The organism is Streptomyces sp. NPDC048461, from assembly GCF_055587105.1.
The window spans coordinates 82,389-100,254 of record NZ_JBVJGW010000011.1; the positions used below are offsets into that span (position 1 = coordinate 82,389).

General features: G+C 71.1%; 17 protein-coding genes. 9 read left to right on the forward strand and 8 right to left on the reverse strand.

What is annotated here, in order from left to right:
- Positions 1-43: 43 nt before the first annotated feature.
- From ACZ6S8_RS20335 to ACZ6S8_RS20365, 7 genes are read left to right on the forward strand one after another with little or no spacing between them, the layout of a single operon-like run.
- The gene (locus ACZ6S8_RS20335; protein WP_469457601.1) at positions 44-1,153 is read left to right on the forward strand and encodes an MFS transporter; all 1,110 of its coding nucleotides are present in this window, start codon (positions 44-46) and stop codon (positions 1,151-1,153) included.
- A complete protein-coding gene (locus ACZ6S8_RS20340) occupies positions 1,150-3,486 on the forward strand; it encodes a molybdopterin oxidoreductase family protein (protein ID WP_469457603.1) in 2,337 nt (778 codons plus the stop codon). The genes ACZ6S8_RS20335 and ACZ6S8_RS20340 overlap by 4 nt, the downstream gene beginning before the upstream one ends.
- 6 nt (positions 3,487-3,492) lie before the next feature.
- Positions 3,493-4,092, forward strand: a complete 600-nt coding sequence (locus tag ACZ6S8_RS20345; RefSeq protein ID WP_469457605.1) for a 4Fe-4S dicluster domain-containing protein — start codon at positions 3,493-3,495, stop codon at positions 4,090-4,092.
- Positions 4,089-4,748 carry a Rieske (2Fe-2S) protein gene (locus tag ACZ6S8_RS20350; RefSeq protein ID WP_469457607.1) on the forward strand — a complete coding sequence of 220 codons (660 nt, stop codon included), beginning with the start codon at positions 4,089-4,091 and terminating at the stop codon, positions 4,746-4,748. The genes ACZ6S8_RS20345 and ACZ6S8_RS20350 overlap by 4 nt, the downstream gene beginning before the upstream one ends.
- Positions 4,700-5,113, forward strand: a complete 414-nt coding sequence (locus tag ACZ6S8_RS20355) for a hypothetical protein (protein ID WP_469457608.1) — start codon at positions 4,700-4,702, stop codon at positions 5,111-5,113. Before ACZ6S8_RS20350 ends, ACZ6S8_RS20355 begins: the two co-directional genes overlap by 49 nt.
- A 2-nt stretch (positions 5,114-5,115) precedes the next feature.
- Positions 5,116-6,543, forward strand: a complete 1,428-nt coding sequence (locus ACZ6S8_RS20360; RefSeq protein ID WP_469457610.1) for a NarK family nitrate/nitrite MFS transporter — start codon at positions 5,116-5,118, stop codon at positions 6,541-6,543.
- A 43-nt stretch (positions 6,544-6,586) separates the two neighbouring features.
- Positions 6,587-6,820, forward strand: coding sequence for a hypothetical protein (locus tag ACZ6S8_RS20365; protein WP_469457612.1), 234 nt, complete (start codon positions 6,587-6,589; stop codon positions 6,818-6,820).
- A gap of 31 nt (positions 6,821-6,851) precedes the next feature.
- Here the strand turns inward: ACZ6S8_RS20365 and mscL are convergent, their stop codons facing one another.
- The 7 genes from mscL to ACZ6S8_RS20400 form a co-directional block, all read right to left on the reverse strand.
- On the reverse strand, positions 6,852-7,364 hold the full coding sequence (gene mscL / locus ACZ6S8_RS20370; RefSeq protein WP_469457614.1) for a large conductance mechanosensitive channel protein MscL: 513 nt from the start codon (positions 7,362-7,364) through the stop codon (positions 6,852-6,854).
- A 123-nt stretch (positions 7,365-7,487) separates the two neighbouring features.
- A complete protein-coding gene (locus ACZ6S8_RS20375) occupies positions 7,488-8,057 on the reverse strand; it encodes a hypothetical protein (protein ID WP_469457616.1) in 570 nt (189 codons plus the stop codon).
- Positions 8,058-8,183: 126 nt separating this feature from the next.
- On the reverse strand, positions 8,184-8,408 hold the full coding sequence (locus tag ACZ6S8_RS20380) for a hypothetical protein (protein WP_469457618.1): 225 nt from the start codon (positions 8,406-8,408) through the stop codon (positions 8,184-8,186).
- A 97-nt stretch (positions 8,409-8,505) separates the two neighbouring features.
- Entirely contained in the window at positions 8,506-9,339 is an 834-nt protein-coding gene (locus ACZ6S8_RS20385; RefSeq protein WP_469457620.1) for an S-methyl-5'-thioadenosine phosphorylase, read from the reverse strand.
- Positions 9,340-9,407: 68 nt separating this feature from the next.
- Positions 9,408-9,719 carry an FmdB family zinc ribbon protein gene (locus ACZ6S8_RS20390; RefSeq protein ID WP_469457622.1) on the reverse strand — a complete coding sequence of 104 codons (312 nt, stop codon included), beginning with the start codon at positions 9,717-9,719 and terminating at the stop codon, positions 9,408-9,410.
- Positions 9,720-9,786: 67 nt separating this feature from the next.
- The gene (locus ACZ6S8_RS20395) at positions 9,787-11,181 is read right to left on the reverse strand and encodes an MFS transporter (protein ID WP_469457624.1); all 1,395 of its coding nucleotides are present in this window, start codon (positions 11,179-11,181) and stop codon (positions 9,787-9,789) included.
- Positions 11,182-11,647: 466 nt separating this feature from the next.
- Positions 11,648-13,111: a potassium/proton antiporter gene (locus ACZ6S8_RS20400; protein ID WP_469457626.1), complete on the reverse strand. Its 1,464-nt coding sequence runs from the start codon at positions 13,109-13,111 to the stop codon at positions 11,648-11,650.
- Between the two features lie 277 nt (positions 13,112-13,388).
- Between ACZ6S8_RS20400 and ACZ6S8_RS20405 the strand changes: the two genes are divergently transcribed.
- Entirely contained in the window at positions 13,389-16,247 is a 2,859-nt protein-coding gene (locus ACZ6S8_RS20405) for a penicillin acylase family protein (protein WP_469457628.1), read from the forward strand.
- 3 nt (positions 16,248-16,250) lie between these two features.
- On the opposite strand, the gene ACZ6S8_RS20410 is transcribed toward ACZ6S8_RS20405, so the two are convergent.
- Complete coding sequence (locus ACZ6S8_RS20410; protein WP_469457630.1) at positions 16,251-16,898, reverse strand: 5-formyltetrahydrofolate cyclo-ligase; 648 nt, start codon at positions 16,896-16,898, stop codon at positions 16,251-16,253.
- A 61-nt stretch (positions 16,899-16,959) separates the two neighbouring features.
- Between ACZ6S8_RS20410 and galU the strand changes: the two genes are divergently transcribed.
- On the forward strand, positions 16,960-17,862 hold the full coding sequence (galU, locus tag ACZ6S8_RS20415) for a UTP--glucose-1-phosphate uridylyltransferase GalU (protein WP_386530026.1): 903 nt from the start codon (positions 16,960-16,962) through the stop codon (positions 17,860-17,862).
- Positions 17,863-17,866: the final 4 nt, after the last annotated feature.

The following is a 17,866-nucleotide window of genomic DNA, read 5'->3' on the forward strand; positions in this document are numbered from 1 at the left end:
GGCATAACGGGCTGAAACGGTACACACCACCTAGCGTGGTGCTGTGTCCGAGCCCACGGAAGTCCTCGCCGCCGCCCCACCGCCGCCACCGGAGCGGCCCGAGCCGCCCGATGAGCCGCCCGCGGCCCGGCGGTCCGTCGCCGCGCGGGCCACCCTGGCCGGCACGGTCGTCTCGCTCCTGCTCGTCGTCGCGATCGTGCTGGGCAGCCGGCTGCTGCGCGACTTCGACTCGGCACTGCTGCCGTACGCCGTCGCCACCGTCTTCCTGGCCTTCGGCGTCGCGTACCGGTACACCGTCTGGGTCTCGGCGCCCGGTGCCCGCCGTCTCTTCAAGAGGGGCTTCGGCAGCTTCTTCTCGGCCGCCAACTTCCGCAAGGCACCCACCGCCCTGCCGAAGATGATCGCCACCTACCTCGGCTTCCAGAAGTTCCTCGGCGCCCGCTCGCGCGCCCGCTGGGCCGCCCACCAGCTCATCTTCTGGGGCTGCATCATCGCGGCCCTCATCACCTTCCCCCTCACCTGGGGCTGGTTCACCTTCACCTCCGGGAGCGGCTCCGGGCCCGGCTACGAAATGCGCATCTGGGGCATCAAGGTGCTCGGCTTCGACTCGCTGAGCATCCTGGGCTGGCTGATGTTCCACGGCCTGGACGTCGCGGCCGTCCTGGTCATCCCCGGGGCCTCGTACTTCCTGTGGCGGCGGATGAAGGACCGCGGGGCCATGACCGGCCAGCGCTTCGCCTACGACCTGCTGCCGCTGATCTGTCTCATCGTCATCTCGGTGACCGGGCTGCTGCTGACCTTCTCGTCGATCTTCCTGCACGGCGGCGGATACGAGTTCCTCGCCATCCTGCACATGGTGTCGGTGGTGTTCACCCTCATCTACATCCCGTTCGGGAAGTTCTTCCACATCGTCCAGCGCCCGGCCGCCGTCGGCATGCAGCTGTTCAAGTACACGGCCCGCCAGGACGAGCAGGTCTTCGCCTGCAAGCGCTGCGGCGAACCGGTCGACACCGCCCCGTACGTCGAGAACCTCCGCGGGACGATGAAGGACCTGAAGCTCGACTTCGACGCCTGGGCCGAGTACTGCCCCCGCTGCAAGCGGGTGCTGCGCGGCAGCGCCTACCTGACCCACGTCAAGAAGGGCTTCAAGTGACCGCGACGGACCCCTCCGAGGCCGCCGCCCGGCCCGCGCCCGTACCGATCTCCATCGACCCCTCCATCGCCCCGCCCGGCACCCGCAACTTCCGCGACGCCGGAGGCATCCCCGCCGACCAGTGGCACGCCGACCAGAACGGCGAGACCCTCGTCCCCACCCACTGCTGCTTCTGCGGCGTCCAGTGCGGGATGTACCTGCGCGTGGACAAGGGCGGGAAGGTCTTCGGCGTCGAGCCCCGCAACCACGACATCAACCGGATGCGGCTGTGCCCCAAGGGCATCAACGCCTACCAGCAGGTCAACCACCCGGACCGGCTGACGGCCCCGCTGATGCGCCGCTCCCGCGACGAGGAGTTCCGGGAGGCCTCCTGGGACGAGGCCCTCGACTTCACCGTCTCCGAGATCCGGCGCATCCAGGAGCAGTACGGGAACGACGCCTTCGGCCTGCTCGGCGGCGCCAGCCTGTTCTCCGAGAAGACCTACCTGGTCGGCAAGTTCGGCCGGGTCGCGCTGAAGACCAAGCACGTCGACTACAACGGCCGGCTGTGCATGGTCAGCGCCGCCGGCGCCAACAAGCTCGCCTTCGGCATCGACCGGGCCGGCAACCCCTTCTCCGACATCCTCCTCAGCGACTGCCTGCTCATCGCGGGGTCGAACGTGGGGGAGTGCTTCCCCGTGATGACCCAGTACCTGTGGGGCGCGCGGGACCGCGGCGCCTCGCTGATCGTCATCGACCCCCGCGAGACGGCCGTCGCCCGCACCGCGGACATCCACGTCGCCCTCAAGCCGGGCACCGACTCCGCCTTCTTCAACGCCGTCCTGCACGTCGTCGTCGCCGAGGGCCTCGCCGACGAGGCGTACCTCGCCGCCCACACCACCGGCTGGGAGGAGGTGAAGCAGACCGTCGCCGCCTACCCGCCCTCCCGCTCCGCCGAGATCTGCGGGATCCCCGCCGAGCAGATCGTGCAGGTCGCCCGGGTCTTCGCCGCCGCGGACCGGGCCATGGCCTGGCACGCCCGCGGCATCGAGCACCACTCCCAGGGCGTCGAGAACTGCCTCTCCGTCATCAACCTGTGCGTGGCCACCGGAAACATCGGCAAGCCGGGCGCCGGCTACGGCACCATCACCGGCCAGGGCAACGGCCAGGGCGGCCGCGAACACGGCCAGAAGTCCGACCTCCTCCCCGGCGGCCGCTCGATCACCAACCCCGAGCACCGGCGGCAGATCTGCGAGATCTGGGGCATCGAGGAGTCCGAACTGCCCGGCGCCGGCACCTCCATGATGGAGATGGTCTGGCAGATGCAGCGGCGGGAGATCCGCGGGCTCATCGGGATCTGCAACAACCCCTTCGTCTCCCTCCCCAACTACGGGGTGGTCAAGGACGGCTACGACACCGCCGAGTTCCACGCCCAGTTCGACTTCTTCCTCTCCGAGACCGCCGCCAACGCCCACGTCGTCTTCCCCGTCACCACCTGGGCCGAGGACGAGGGCGTGATGGCGAACGCCGAGGCCCGGGTGGTCAAGCACAACAAGGCGCAGGAGCCGCCCGCCGGGGTCCGCACCGACACCTGGGTGATCTGCGAGCTCGCCCGGCGCCTCGGCGCCGGACGGCACTTCGACTTCCCCGGCTCCCGCGAGGTCTTCGAGGAGCTGCGGGTCGCCTCCGCCGGCACGGTCAACGACTACTACGGCATCACCTACGACCGGCTGGAGGAGACCGGCGGGATCGCCTGGCCCTGCCCCTCCACCGACCACCCCGGCACCCCGCGGCTCTTCGAGGACGGGCGGACCTACCACCCCGACGGGAAGATCCACCTCCAGGTCGTGGAATGGCATCCGCCCATGGACGCCTACACCGAGGAGTACCCCCTCTCCCTCACCACCGGCCGCACCGTCGCGCACTTCCTCTCCGGCAACCAGACCCGCCGCCTGGGCGCCCTCGTCGAGCAGACCCCCCGCCCGTGGGTGGAGGTCCATCCCTCGCACGGATTCCGGGACGGCGACCCGGTCCGGGTGGTCACCCGCCGCGGCAGCGAGGTCTTCCCCGCGCTGGTCACCGAGGCGATCCGCCCCGACACCGTCTTCATCCCGTACCACTGGCCCGTTCCCACGGCCGCGAACGCCCTGACCATCGACGCCCTCGACCCCCGCTCGAAGATCCCCGAGTACAAGGTCTGCGCCGCCCGGATCGAGGCCGCCGAGCGGATCGACGAGGTCCCCGCGCCGCCCACGGCCCCGGGACACGAGGCCTATCCGGAGACCCAGGTCTCGCGCACCGACCCCCTGCCGCCCACGGCCCCCCAGGGCCGCGGCACGGCGGAGAGGAGCTGACCCGCCATGATGGGCCGCACGATCTTCATCGATCCGGGTCGGTGCATCGGCTGCCAAGCGTGCGTCTCGGCCTGCCGCGAGTGCGACTCGCACCGCGGCAAGTCGATGATCCACCTGGACTACACCGATCCCGGCAAGTCCGTCGCCTCCCTCCCGACCGTCTGCATGCACTGCGAGGACCCGGTCGCGCCCTGCGCCGAGGTCTGTCCCGCCGACGCGATCCTGGTGACCGCCGACGGGGTGGTCCAGCAGGCCGACACCACCCGCTGCATCGGCTGCGCCAACTGCGTCAACGCCTGTCCCTTCGGCGTTCCCAAGATCGACCTCCAGGCGAAGCTGCAGATGAAGTGCAACCTCTGCTACGACCGCACCGCGTACGGCCTGGCCCCCATGTGCGCCACCGTGTGCCCCACCGGCGCCCTCTTCTACGGAACGCTCGAAGAGCTCCAGGCCGAGCGCCCCGGCGTCCAGGTGGCCGACTCCTTCGTCTTCGGCGACGTGGTGGTCAGCACCGGCGTGGCGATGGTCGTGCCCGCCGAGAAGGTCCAGTGGCCCGTCCCCGGCGGTCTGCCCGTCGTCGAGATCAACGGAGTGGACGTCCGATGAGCGTCACCGAACAGCCCGCCCCGCACTCCGCCCCGGGCCCCGACGGCGACGCCGCCGCCGACCAGCTCCGCGACCGCATCAGTGCGGACTCCCTCACCACCCGCCGCGACTACCTGCGGATCGTCGCCACCGTCTCCGGCGGCCTGGCCATCGGAGGCGTCGGCGTCGCCGCCGGCATCCTGCACCGGCACGGGGACAGCGAGACGATGCCCGAGGCCAAGAAGGTGGCCGACCGCCTGCCGGCCGGCCAGTCCGTGGCCTTCCGGTTCCCCGGCGAAGAGGACCGGGCGCTGGCCGTGCGGCTGGAGGACGGCTCCCTCGTCGGCTACTCCGCCGTCTGCACCCACCTGGCCTGCGCCGTGCTCTGGCGCGAGGACCGGGGCCCGGACGGGGAGCTGTACTGCCCCTGCCACGAGGGCGTCTTCAACGCCCGCACCGGCGAGGTGACGGCCGGGCCGCCGCCGCGCCCCCTCCCGAAGGTCTTCCTGACCGAGCAGGCCGACGGCAGCGTCTGGGCCGTCGCCACCGCCCGGTCGGGAGAGCCGGCGAAGGACGCCCTCTGCCGGCAGTTCGGCGATTCCCGCCCCGAGTTCTCCGCACAGCTGGGATGCCCCGGGGCGGCTCGCGCCATGTCGACCGAAAGCGGGCGGACGTGAGTGACGCACAGCTTCCTCCGCGCCCGGACTACCACCCGGGCAGTGCCCAGCCCCGGCTGAACCGGCCGGTGCGGGAGCGGTATCCGCAGATCCGTCCCACCAGCGGCTACGGCGACCCCCGGATCCGGCACACGGGCCCGGGCCCGGGCGCCGGCAGCGAACAGGAGCCGGAGCGGTCCTCCAAGCTCAACGCCCGGCTGCTCCTGGCCCTCACCGTGGTCGTCGGCCAGCTCTGGGCGCTCACCGTGATCGTCAACGAGTGGATGGAGGGCAATACCGGCACGGCCTGGTGGGGGGCGGGATTCCTGGTCCTGTCCTTCCTCGTCGTGATCGCCCTGTGGCTCCTCGACCCGAAGGACCGATGACCATGTCGATACCCCCGCCCGCTCCGAACCCGGTGCGCTCGCACCGCGCGGAGACCTACAAGCCCGGCGCCACCATCGGCGACTGGCGGCCCGAGGACGACGGCTTCTGGCAGTCCACCGGCCGCAAGGTCGCCCAGCGCAACCTCTGGGTCTCGATCCCGGCACTGATGCTCGGCTTCGTGGTCTGGCAGGTCTGGTCGGTGACCGTGGTCAAACTCAACGACGTCGGCTTCGGGTTCTCCAAGTCGCAGCTGTTCTGGCTGACCGCCATCCCCGGCATCACCGGCGGCACCTTCCGGATCCTGTACACGTTCATCGGGCCGATCTTCGGCGAGCGGAAGTTCACCGCGTTCAGCACGATCATCCTGGTCGCGCCGATGCTGTGGCTCGGCTTCGCGCTCCAGGACACCGGCACCCCGTACTGGGAACTGGCCCTCATCGCGGCCGTCTGCGGCATCGGCGGCGCGAACTTCGCCTCCTCGATGGCGAACATCGGCTTCTTCTTCCCCAAGCGGGAGAAGGGCAGCGCCAACGGCCTCAACGGCGGCCTCGGCAACCTCGGCGTGAGCGTGGTCCAGCTCGTCGCCCCGCTGGTGGTCACCGCCGCCGTCCTCGGCGCCCCGGCGGGCGGTCCGCAGCGCGACGGGAAGAAGGACACCGACATCTGGCTGCAGAACGGCGCCTTCCTCTGGGTGCCGCTGCTGGTCATCATGGCGCTGCTCGCCTGGTTCCTGATGAACGACCTCAAGGTGGCCGCGGCCCCCTTCAGCCAGCAGAAGATCATCTTCAAGCGCAAGCACAACTGGCTGATGACCTGGCTCTACGTCGGCACCTTCGGGTCCTTCATCGGCTTCGCCGCGGGCCTGCCCCTGCTGATCAAGAACAACTTCGAGGCGCAGGGCTACCAGGCCACCACCTATGCCTGGATCGGCCCGTTCGTCGGCGCGCTCATGCGCTGGGCCGGCGGCTGGCTCTCGGACAAGATGGGCGGAGCCAGGGTCACCATGCTGTCCTTCGTGGGCATGGCCGCCGCGCTGGTCGTGGTGGTCTTCGCCCTGCCGTCCGGTGGCGACCAGGGCAGCTTCTGGGCCTTCTTCATCGGCTTCCTCGCGGCCTTCGCCTTCTCCGGCCTCGGCAACGGCTCGACCTTCCGGCAGATCCCGGTGATCTTCCGGGACCAGCACATGCGGGAGGCCGAGGGCAAGGGCCCCGAGGCGCAGGCCGCCGCCCTCAAGCAGTCGGAGATGGAGTCCGGCGCCGTCACCGGCTTCTCCTCGGCGATCGCCGCCTACGGCTTCTTCTTCATCCCGGCGATGTTCGCCGCGATGGCGGTCACCAACGCCCTGTGGATCTTCATCGCCTTCTACGCCACGTGCCTCGCGGTGTGCTGGTGGTTCTACGCCCGCAAGGGCGCCGAAGCCCCCAGTTGAGCGGGACCGGGACCGGGGGAGGGGGCGGCCGTACCCTGGAGGCATGAGCCCCGCCCCCGCCTCCGACCCGCAGTCCCCCCGGCCGTCCCGGCAGCCGGCCGATCCGGCGCCGAGCGGCGGCGCGCCCCGGCCGAAGCCCCGGCTGGTCTTCGACGACCCGCTGGACCAGCAGTCCTCGGACGACACCGACCGCGGCTGGGGCGAGCGGCCGCCCGCCGGCGGAAGCACGGCCGACCTGGCCCGCTTCCTCGACGAGAAGCCCCCGCACCACATCTGAGCCGCCGCGGCGGCCCGTGCGCACCGGCCGCCTAGAAGGCGTCGCGCGACCCCGTGGGACCCGTGCCCGCGGGGCCCGCGCCGCCGCCGTTGGCGCGCTGGGCGACCAGGGTGTCGCGGATCTCCTTGAGGACCTCCAGCTCGGTGATCTCCATGGTCTCCTTGACGCCCTCCTTGGCCTTGCGGCGCGCCTCCACCTTGGCGAGGTACTTGGCCATCGGCAGCACCATCAGGAAGTAGACGACGGCCGCGGTGATCACGAAGGTGAGCGTCGCGTTGAGGACCGAGCCCCAGAGGATCTCGACACCCGTCGGCTGCCCGTTCCCGTCGAGGCCGCACGGGTCCTTGAGGCACGACTTGTAGACGTCCAGGTTCTTGGTGCCGATCGCGCCGACCAGCGGGCCGATGATCCCCTTGACGATGGAGTTCACGATGTTCGTGAACGCCGCGCCGATGACCACGGCGACCGCCAGGTCGACCACGTTGCCGCGCATCAGGAAGGCCTTGAAGCCCGCCAGGACGCTCTCCTTCTTCTTCTCGCTCACCACTGAGCCTTTCTTCACATGTGCCGATTTCGGAGCCAACGGTTCCGAAAGCTACGGCAGTCCGGGCCCGGCGTGTCCAATCGGGTGCCACCTCAAGGTGACTTGACTGTGCGCCTGTGCGATTCAGCACAACGTCACCGCCAGTCGGGCCGTGGCGCCCGCCCCCACGAGGGCCCGCGCCGTGTCCCGCGGCACGGACAGGACGACCAGCGCCCCGCCGTCCCCCGCACCGTCCTCGAGGTCGGGCACGCGGGCGACCCGCGCCCCCGCGGCCACCACCCTCGGCGGTCCCGCGCGCTCCGCCGCGACCACGTCGACCCGGTCTCCGGGCCGCAGGAGCCGCACGGTCGCCGCGTCCGCGATGCGCACGGGCGCCGACACCAGACGCACGGCCGCCGGCGCCGCCCTCACCACCGGCGGCGCGGCCCCGCGCGAGGCCTGTGCCTCGGTGCCGCCCACGGCCAGGGCGGCCGCGACGACGGCCAGCCCGGCCGCGGCGGCCCGCCGCCTGCGCCGCACGGCCCGGCCCAGCCGGTACCCGCCGCGCCCCACCCGCAGCGGCGGGAAGGCCGGGACCGGTCGCGCCGGCGGACACGGAGAGGGACACGTCGGGGCGCCCGCCGACGGGAAAGGGAAAGTCGAAGGGGCTGAAGAAGCGGAAGGGGCCGAAGAGGCCGAAGGCGTACGGGACATGGGGACCACCACCGAGCTGAGTGGGTTGCGGGGTCCGGACCGGACGTCCGGACCCGACCCACGATCCGGCCTCCCGCGGGATCCCGCTCCGGCCTGTGGACGGCCTCCGTCCTGTGGAAAACCGCGTCACCCCCACGGGTGACGCCGCGCCCCGCGCTCCGGGCGGAGCCAGCGTCCGCCGGGGACCCGGCAGGCCTCCGCGAAGCCCTGGCTCGTCAGGCCGAAGGCGCTGTTGACGCGCGAGCGCCGGTTCTCCGGGGCGACCATCGCGGTGAGTGCGACGAACGCGGGCTCCCCGAGCCGGGCGATCAGCCCCGCGGCCGGCCGCCCGCGAAAGCGGAAACGTTTCACCGCACCGCACCGCACCGCCCCGCACCGCACCGCACCGCCCCACAACCGACCCGCCCGCCCCACAATCGAACCCGACCGAACCGGATCGGACCCGCCCCTACGGCAGCTCGATCCCCAGGTCCCAGCCGTCGTGCGCGTGCGTGCACAGGCAGTCCCGCGACTCCGTCGACGGCAGGGCCGCCACCGCGTCGAAGAGGACCTCGCGCAGGCGGCCGACGTTCTCGCCGAACACCTTCAGGACCTCGGTGTGGGACACGCCCTCCCCGGTCTCGGCCCCCGCGTCCAGGTCCGTCACCAGCGCCATCGAGGTGTAGCAGAGCCCCAGCTCGCGGGCGAGGACCGCCTCCGGGTGGCCCGTCATGCCGACCACGGACCAGCCGGCCGCCGCGTGCCACCGGGACTCGGCGCGCGTGGAGAAGCGGGGCCCCTCGACGACGACCATGGTGCCGCCGTCCACCGGCTCCCAGTCGCGCCCCCGGGCCGCCGCGAGCGCGACCGCGCGGCCGACCGGGCAGTACGGGTCGGCGAAGGTGGTGTGGACGACGTTCGGCACGGTGCCGTCGGGCAGCGGCTCCCCGTCGAAGAACGTCTGCGCCCGGGCCTTCGTACGGTCGACCAGCTGGTCGGGCACGAGCAGCGTGCCCGGACCGTACTCGGCCCGCAGGCCGCCGACCGCGCACGGGCCGAGCACCTGGCGCACGCCGACCGAACGCAGCGCCCACAGGTTGGCCCGGTAGTTGATCTTGTGCGGCGGGACGGTGTGGCCGCTGCCGTGCCGGGGGAGGAAGGCGACCTGCCGGCCGGCCAGCTCGCCGACGTACAGGGAGTCGCTGGGGGGTCCGTACGGGGTCTCCACCCGGACCTCGGAGACGTCCTCCAGGAAGGAGTAGAAGCCCGAGCCGCCGATGACACCGATCTCTGCGTTCACCATGGAGTCACCCTAGCCGGGCATGCGGAAGACCCCGCTGCCCGGTGGGCGGCGGGGTCTCGCGACGGCTGTCAGGCGGCCGAGGTGGAGCTGCTGCTCGAACTCGACGACGTCGTGGAGGACGAAGCGGCAGGAGCGGGCGCCGCGGTCGTCGTGGACGACGTCGTCGAGGCCGGCTTCGAGGCGGGGGTGCTGCTCGACGAAGAGCCGCGACTGTCGTTCCGGTAGAAACCGGAGCCCTTGAAGACGATGCCGACCGCGGAGAACACCTTCTTCAGGCGTCCGTCACAGCTCGGGCACACGGTCAGTGCGTCATCGGTGAACTTCTGCACGGCCTCAAGGCCCTCACCGCACTCGGTGCACTGGTACTGGTAGGTCGGCACGAATTTCCTCCTGGCACTCTCACTCAATGAGTGCTAACGACGCTCCATGGTGACGTATTCCGGCCGATCAGTCCACCGTCACCGGCACGCGGTGACCGATCCCACGCTCGTTCACCCGGTTCCGGGCGGCCGAGGGGGACGCGGGCGACACCGTGTTCGACGCCGACGCGTTCGACGGCGCCGCGCTCGGGGATCCCGCGCCCGGGGATCCCGTGTCCGACGACGAGTTCACGATCCGGCTCGGGGCCTTCGGCGCCAGCCTGCCCCGCAGGGACAGCAGGACGACCAGCGCGAGCGCGGTGGCGGCCATCGGCACCAGGAACCCGGCGGTCGAGCCGTACGCGTCGGTCAGCCGGCCCGCGATGGTGACGGCGGCGGCCTGGCCCAGGGCGACCGCGCCGGTCAGCGCGGTGAACGCCTCGGTCCGGGCGGAGGCCGGGACCAGCTGCTCGATCATGGTGTAGCCGGTGATCAGGGCGGGGGCGATGCACAGGCCGACGACGAGGCCGAGCGCGCCCAGGAGCACCGCGGAGTTCGCGGCCCACAGGACGGACGCGGCGGCGGTGAGGCCGACGTAGCCGAGGATCAGGCGGCGGCGCGGGCCGATCTTCCAGGCGATCGTGCCGCAGGCGATGCCCGCGATCATGTTGCCGCCGGCGAAGACGCCGTACAGCAGGCCGTTGGCGCCCGGGTTGCCGATCTCGTTGGAGAACGCGGCGAGCGAGATCAGCATGCCGCCGAAGACGGCGCCGATCCCCACGAAGGCGATGACCAGAACGCGCAGACCGGGGATGGACAGCGCCGAGACGTGCTTCTGGCCGCCCGCGAGCCGCGGGGCGGGCTTGGGCTGGGTGCCGCGCTGGGCGGCGAACAGCAGGCCGCCGAGCAGCGTCAGGGACGCCTCGGCGATGAGGCCGGCGGAGGGGTGGATCGTGGTGCACAGGAAGGTCGCGAGCACCGGGCCGACGACGAAGGTCAGTTCGTCGGTGACGGACTCGAACGCGGCCGCGGTCGGCAGCAGCGGGGAGCCCTCCAGCTTGGCGGCCCAGCGGGCCCGGACCATCGGCCCGACCTGCGGTACGGACGCACCCGCCGGCACGGCGGCCAGCGCCAGCGCCCACATCGGCGCGCCCAGCAGGGCGAGCGCGGTCAGGGCGCCGATGGCGGCGGCGTGCACGAAGACGACGGGGACCAGGACGGCGCGCTGGCCGCGGCGGTCGGCGAGCTTGCCCATCTGGGGGGCGAAGAGAGCCATGGACACACCGGTGACGGTGGCGACGATGCCGGCGTCCCCGTACGAGCCGGTGGTGTGCTGGACCAGCAGGACGATGCCGATGATCAGCATGGCGAAGGGCTGGCGGGCGGCGAAGCCGGGAATCAGGAAGCCGATGGCGCCGGGAGTGCGCAGGAGCTGTCCGTAGCCGGGGCGGGCGGACGTGTCGGTCGTGACCGCGGATGTCACGGCCTGGCCTTTCCGCTGCCTGGTAGAACTCCCCGTCTGCGGACGATGCGCCGCCTCGTGAGCGACCGCACCCGTACATGTGGGAGCCCCGAGAGCTGTCCTCTTGCGCAATACCGAGTGATACCTGGGCGCCCACTGCGGGAGGGTGCCACGGCCGCTTTGCGGTCGCGCCAGCTCTGCGTCAGGCAGAGTTGGTTCGATGTGGTGTGCCTTCATCGTACAGGGAATGCGGCTACCTCGCCCTGTGATTCCGACGACAGGGGGGGACTTCACCTGCGATTAACGGAAACTTTGCAGGTAGGAGCCCCTAAAACGCGGGCAAAACAGCCCACACACCCCCGGAAATGGCGAATTAGAACGTCGCTCTAATTCAAACTCGTACGAAGATCCATCGGAATTCGGACGCCGAACGCCGCTTTCCGGACGGTGTCCGAGGGTGTTCGAGGGCGTCCGAGGTGTCCCGGCCTCAGTGCCGCGCCGTCCCGCCGCCCGTCCCGAGCCAGCCCGCCAGCTTGCCGCCCTTGGCCACCGCGCGCAGCCGCGCCTCGGCCGCGTCCCGGACCGGGTCGGTGGCCACCACCAGCAGCTCGTCCCCGCGCCGCAGCACCGTGGACGGCGCCGGTACGAAGCTCTTCGCGTCCCGGACCACCAGCGTCACCGACGCCCCGGGCGGCAGCCGCAGCTCGCTCACCTCGACGCCGTGCATCCGCGAGGCCGGCGGGATCGCGAACGACAGCAGGTGCCCGCGCAGCTTCTCCAGCGGCGCCGACTCGATGCCGAGGTCGGAGGCGGCCTCGTCGCTGTCGCCGAGCTTCAGCTTGCGCGCCAGCCACGGCAGGGTCGGCCCCTGCACCAGGGTGTAGACGACGACCAGCACGAAGACGATGTTGAAGACGCGGTCGCTGCCCTCGATCCCGGTCACCAGGGGAATGGTCGCCAGGATGATGGGGACCGCGCCGCGCAGGCCGGCCCACGACATCAGGGCCTGCTCCTGCCAGGGCACCCGGAAGGGCAGCAGGCTGACGAAGACCTCCAGCGGCCGCGCCACCATCGTGAGCACCAGCCCGATGATCACGGCGGGCCAGAAGTCGTGGACCAGCTCGTGCGGGGTGACCAGCAGACCCAGGAGGACGAACATGCCGATCTGCGCGATCCAGCCGAGCCCGTCCGCGAAGCCCCGGGTGGCCGGCCAGTGCGGGAGCTTGGCGTTGCCCAGCACCATGGCCGCCAGGTAGACGGCGAGGAAGCCGGAGCCGTGCGCCATCGCGCCGGCCGCGTACGCCGCGACCGCGATCGCCATCACCGCGATCGGGTAGAGGCCCGAGGCGGGCAGTGCCACGTGCCGCAGGCCGTACGCGCCCAGGAAGCCGACCGTCAGGCCGATGAGCGCGCCGATCGTGAGCTCCAGCGCGATCTTGCCGAGGAGGACGTACCACTCGTCCACGGGGCCCACGGTGGCGAACGCCACCACCAGGATCACCACGGGGGCGTCGTTGAAGCCGGACTCGGCTTCCAGGACGCCGGTGATCCGCGACGGCAGCGGGACCCTGCGCAGGACCGAGAAGACGGCCGCCGCGTCGGTCGAGGAGACGACCGCGCCGATCAGCAGGGCCTGGCGCCACTCGAGTCCGACGAGGTAGTGCGCCCCCGCCGCGGTCACGCCCACGCTGACCGCGACACCCACCAGCGACAGCACGATCGCTGCCGGCAGGGCGGGTTTGATCTCTTTCCACTTGGTGCCCAGACCGCCCTCGGCGAGGATCACGACGAGCGCGGCATAGCCGATGACCTGGGTCAGCTCGGCGTTGTCGAATACGACGTTGCCGATGCCGTCCTGGCCTATCGCGATGCCTATGCCGAGGTAGATGAGCAGGCTGGGAAGGCCGCTGCGCGAGGAGACGCGCACCGCCGCCACGGCGATGAGCAGCACGAGCGAGCAGACCAGCAGGAGCTCATTGAGATCGTGGACAGTCAGCGGGCGGCCCTTTCCTCAAAGCGCCCGGCGGATCGTTGCTCCGCGGCGCATCGGCAAGTACTTCGTTACCTTACCTAATCTTTGACGCTTTCTTGACGCGATACCCACATTGTGAAACGCCCGTTCGCCCCTGTCCTCGGCAGCCCGACCCCTGGCGGATCAACGACCGGGGTCCTGCGCCTATGGTTGCTCCCAGCACTCCCAGGACCACCCTGCCCCTCTAAGGACAGCGATGCCCGCCAACGAATCCGCTCCTCCCGCCAAGAAGAAGGGGCGACGCGCCCGTCTGATCGTGCTCGTTCTGGTCCTGGCACTCTTCGCGGGCCTCGGCTACGGGGCGTACTGGGGCGTGGACAGCGTGCGCGCCTCCTTCCCCCAGACCACCGGCTCCCTCGACGTGCCCGGCCTGGCCGGGACCGTCGACGTCAAACGCGATGCCCACGGCATCCCCCAGCTCTACGCGGACAGCGACGCGGACCTCTTCCGCGCGCAGGGGTTCGTCCACGCGCAGGACCGCTTCTGGGAGATGGACGTACGCCGTCACATGACCTCCGGCCGGCTGTCGGAGATGTTCGGCTCCGGTCAGGTCGAGACGGACGCCTTCCTGCGCACGCTCGGCTGGCGCCAGGTCGCGCAGGCCGAGTACGACACCAAGCTCTCGGACGAGGCGAAGAAGAACCTGCAGTCCTACGCCGACGGGGTCAACGCGTACCTGAAGGGGAAGTCCGGCAAGGACCTCTCCGTCGAGCACGCGGCGCTCAAGCTCAGCGGGGACTACGCGCCCGAGCAGTGGACGCCGGTCGACTCGGTGGCCTGGCTCAAGGCGATGGCCTGGGACCTGCGCGGCAACATGCAGGACGAGATCGACCGCGCGCTGATGTCCGGCAAGCTCACGCAGGCGCAGATCGACGAGCTCTACCCGCCCTACCCCTTCGGCCGGAACAAGCCGATCGTCGAGGGCGGCAAGACCGACAACGGCAAGTACACCCCCCAGGGCGCGGCCGGCAGCAGCTCCGGCGCTCCGGGCTCCGGTTCCGGCACGGGCGGCTCCGCCGCCAACGGCTCGCAGGCCTCCACGGCCCCGGGCACCGGCACCGGTACGGGTACGGCCACCGGCCTCGCCGGCAACGTCGCCGCCCAGGGCGCGACCGTCGGCCTGAACACCCAGCTGACCGCCCTCGCCAAGACCCTGGACGAGATCCCCGCGATCCTCGGCCCCAACGGCAGCGGCATCGGCTCGAACTCCTGGGTCATCTCCGGGGCGCACACGACCACCGGCAAGCCGCTGCTCGCGAACGACCCGCACCTGTCCCCGCAGCTGCCCTCGGTCTGGTACCAGATGGGCCTGCACTGCCGTGCGGCCTCGGCCCAGTGCCAGTACGACGTGGCCGGCTACACCTTCTCGGGCATGCCCGGCGTGGTCATCGGCCACAACGCCGACATCGCCTGGGGCATGACCAACCTCGGCGCGGACGTCACCGACCTCTACCTGGAGCAGGTCAAGCCCGAGGGGTACGTCTACGACAACAAGGTGCTCCCCTTCACCACCCGTGAAGAGGTCATCAAGGTCGCCGGCGGCGCCAGCAAGAAGATCACCGTCCGCACCACCAACAACGGACCGCTGATCTCCGACCGCAGCGACGAGCTCGGCACGGTCGGCGCCCGCGCTCCCGTCAGCAGCGCCGCCCCGGACCGCGGCAACGGCTACGCCGTCGCCCTGCGCTGGACGGCCCTGGACCCGGGCAAGTCGATGGACGCGGTCTTCAAGCTGAACCGGGCCAAGGACTTCGCCTCCTTCCGGCAGGCGGCCGCCGACTTCGAGGTCCCCTCGCAGAACCTGATCTACGCCGACACCAAGGGCAACATCGGCTACCAGGCCCCGGGCCGCATCCCGCTCCGCGGCCAGAACGACGGCCGCATGCCCGCCGCCGGCTGGGACTCCAAGTTCGCCTGGAAGGGCGGCAAGGACGGCGGCACCGGCTACATCCCGCAGAGCGAGCTGCCCTGGGACTACAACCCGTCCCGCGGCTACATCGTCACCGCCAACCAGGCCGTCGTGGAGACCGGCACCGGCGCCGGCAAGTACCCGAACCTGCTGACCACGGACTGGGGCTACGGCGCCCGCAGCCAGCGGATCAACGACCTCATCGAGGCGAAGATCAAGGACAACGGGAAGATCTCCACCGACGACATGCGCACCATGCAGATGGACAACAGCAGCGAGATCGCCGCGCTGCTGACCCCGATGCTCGCCAAGATCGAGGTGTCCGACCCGGACGTGCGCTCCGCCCAGAAGCTGCTGGAGGGCTGGAACTACACCCAGGAGCCCGACTCGGCGGCCGCCGCCTACTTCAACGCGGTCTGGCGCAACATCCTCAAGCTGTCCTTCGGCGACAAGCTGCCGAAGGAGCTGCGCATCGAGGGCAGCTGCATGAACGTGCGCGGCAACGGCACCGGCCCGGCCGACGACCTGGCCGAGACCGTCCGCGAATGCGGCGACCGCGACGCCGTGTCGGCGCAGCCCGACGGCGGCGACCGCTGGTTCGAGGTGGTCCGCCGCCTGGTCAAGGAGGAGAAGTCGCCGTGGTGGACGGCGCCCGCGACCCGCAGGGAGCCGGCGGCCACCAACCGCGACGAGATCTTCGCGCGCGCCATGGAGGACGCCCGCTGGGAGCTGACCGCCAAGCTCGGCAAGGACCAGTCGAGCTGGACCTGGGGCCGGCTGCACCAGCTGACGCTGAAGAACCAGACGATCGGCACCGAGGGCCCCGGCTTCATGCAGTGGCTCCTCAACCGCGGCCCGTGGAACCTGGGCGGCGGTGAGGCCACCGTCAACGCGACCGGCTGGAACGCCTCCGGCGGTTACGGGGTCACCTGGGTGCCGTCGATGCGGATGGTCGTGAACCTCAACGACCTGGACAAGTCCCGCTGGATCAACCTGACCGGTGCCTCGGGGCACGCGTACAACGGCAACTACACCGACCAGACCACGATGTGGGCCAAGGGCGAGCTGCTGGAGTGGCCCTACGGCAAGGACGCCGTCGACAAGGCGACGGTGGACACCCTGACCCTGAAGCCCGCGGGCTCCTAGCGGTCACGCGCCGAAACGGCGCACCCCCGACGGGGTGGCGACGGCCTGGACGGGGTGGTCGTGCGGTTCCTCCGGGACCCGCGCGACCACCTCGTCGTCGTAGAGGAGCACGACCAGCGCGGGATGCGCCCCGGCGCGCTCCAGCCGCTCCAGCACCCGGTCGTACGAGCCGCCGCCGCGGCCGAGCCGCATGCCGCGCCGGTCCACCGCCAGCCCGGGGAGCAGCACGGCGTCCGCCCCGGTGACGGCGTCCGGGCCGAGCCGGGGGCCGGCCGGCTCCAGCAGCCGCATCTTCCCGGGGTGCTCGGCCCCGGCGAGGGAGCCGGGACCCCCGTACGCGCCCCAGTCGAGGTCGTTGTCGGGCAGCAGGACGGGCAGCAGCACCTGCTTGCCGGCGGCGCGCAGGGCGTCGAGCAGGTCGCGGGTGCCGGGCTCGGCTCCGACGGAGACGTACGCCGCGACCGTACGGGCACCGGCCAGTTCGGGCAGGGCGAGGGCGGACCGGGCGAGCGCGCGGGCCGCAGCCTCGCGGTCGTCGGGGGACAAGGCCCGGCGGGCGGCGAGGAGTTCCCGGCGCAGTACGGCCTTCGCGGCGGGGAAGGAGCGGTTATCTGCCACTGGTGACTCAAATATCCTTGTGAAGATGGACATATATGATGATATCGACGGTGATCCGGCCTGACGTTCGGCTGGACCCACTATCGTTCCGCCCATGACTATGTTGCACCCCGTGATCAAAAAGGCCGTCATCCCGGCTGCGGGCCTCGGTACTCGGTTCCTTCCGGCGACCAAGGCGACTCCGAAGGAAATGCTCCCGGTCGTGGACAAGCCGGCCATCCAGTACGTGGTGGAAGAGGCCGTCTCGGCCGGGCTGGACGACGTACTCATGATCACGGGGCGTAACAAGCGCGCGCTGGAAGACCACTTCGACCGCAACTACGAGCTGGAATCCGCCCTCACCGCCAAGGGCGACGACGACCGGCTCAAGAAGGTCCAGGAGTCCAGCGACCTGGCCACCATGCACTACGTCCGCCAGGGCGACCCGCGCGGACTCGGCCACGCCGTCCTCTGCGCCGAGCCGCACGTCGGCCGCGAGCCCTTCGCCGTCCTGCTCGGCGACGACCTCATCGACCCCCGCGACCCGCTGCTGCGTCAGATGGCCGACATCTACGCCCGCACCGGCGGCACCGTCGTCGCGCTGATGGAGGTCGACCCCGCCAGCGTGCACCTCTACGGCTGCGCCGCCGTCGAGGCCACCGACGAGGAGGACGTGGTCCGCGTCACCGGTCTCGTCGAGAAGCCGGACGCCGCGGACGCGCCCAGCAACTACGCGGTCATCGGACGCTATGTCCTCAACCCCGCGATCTTCGACATACTGCGGGAGACCGAGCCGGGCCGCGGCGGGGAGATCCAGCTCACCGACGCCCTGCAGAAGCTGGCCGCCGACGAGACCATCGGCGGCCCGGTGCACGGCGTGGTCTTCCGGGGCCGCCGCTACGACACCGGGGACCGCGGGGACTACCTGCGGGCCATCGTCCGCCTCGCGTGCGAGCGTGAGGACCTGGGCCCGGAGTTCCGCACCTGGCTTCACCGTTACGTCACGGAGGAGATGTAGCACC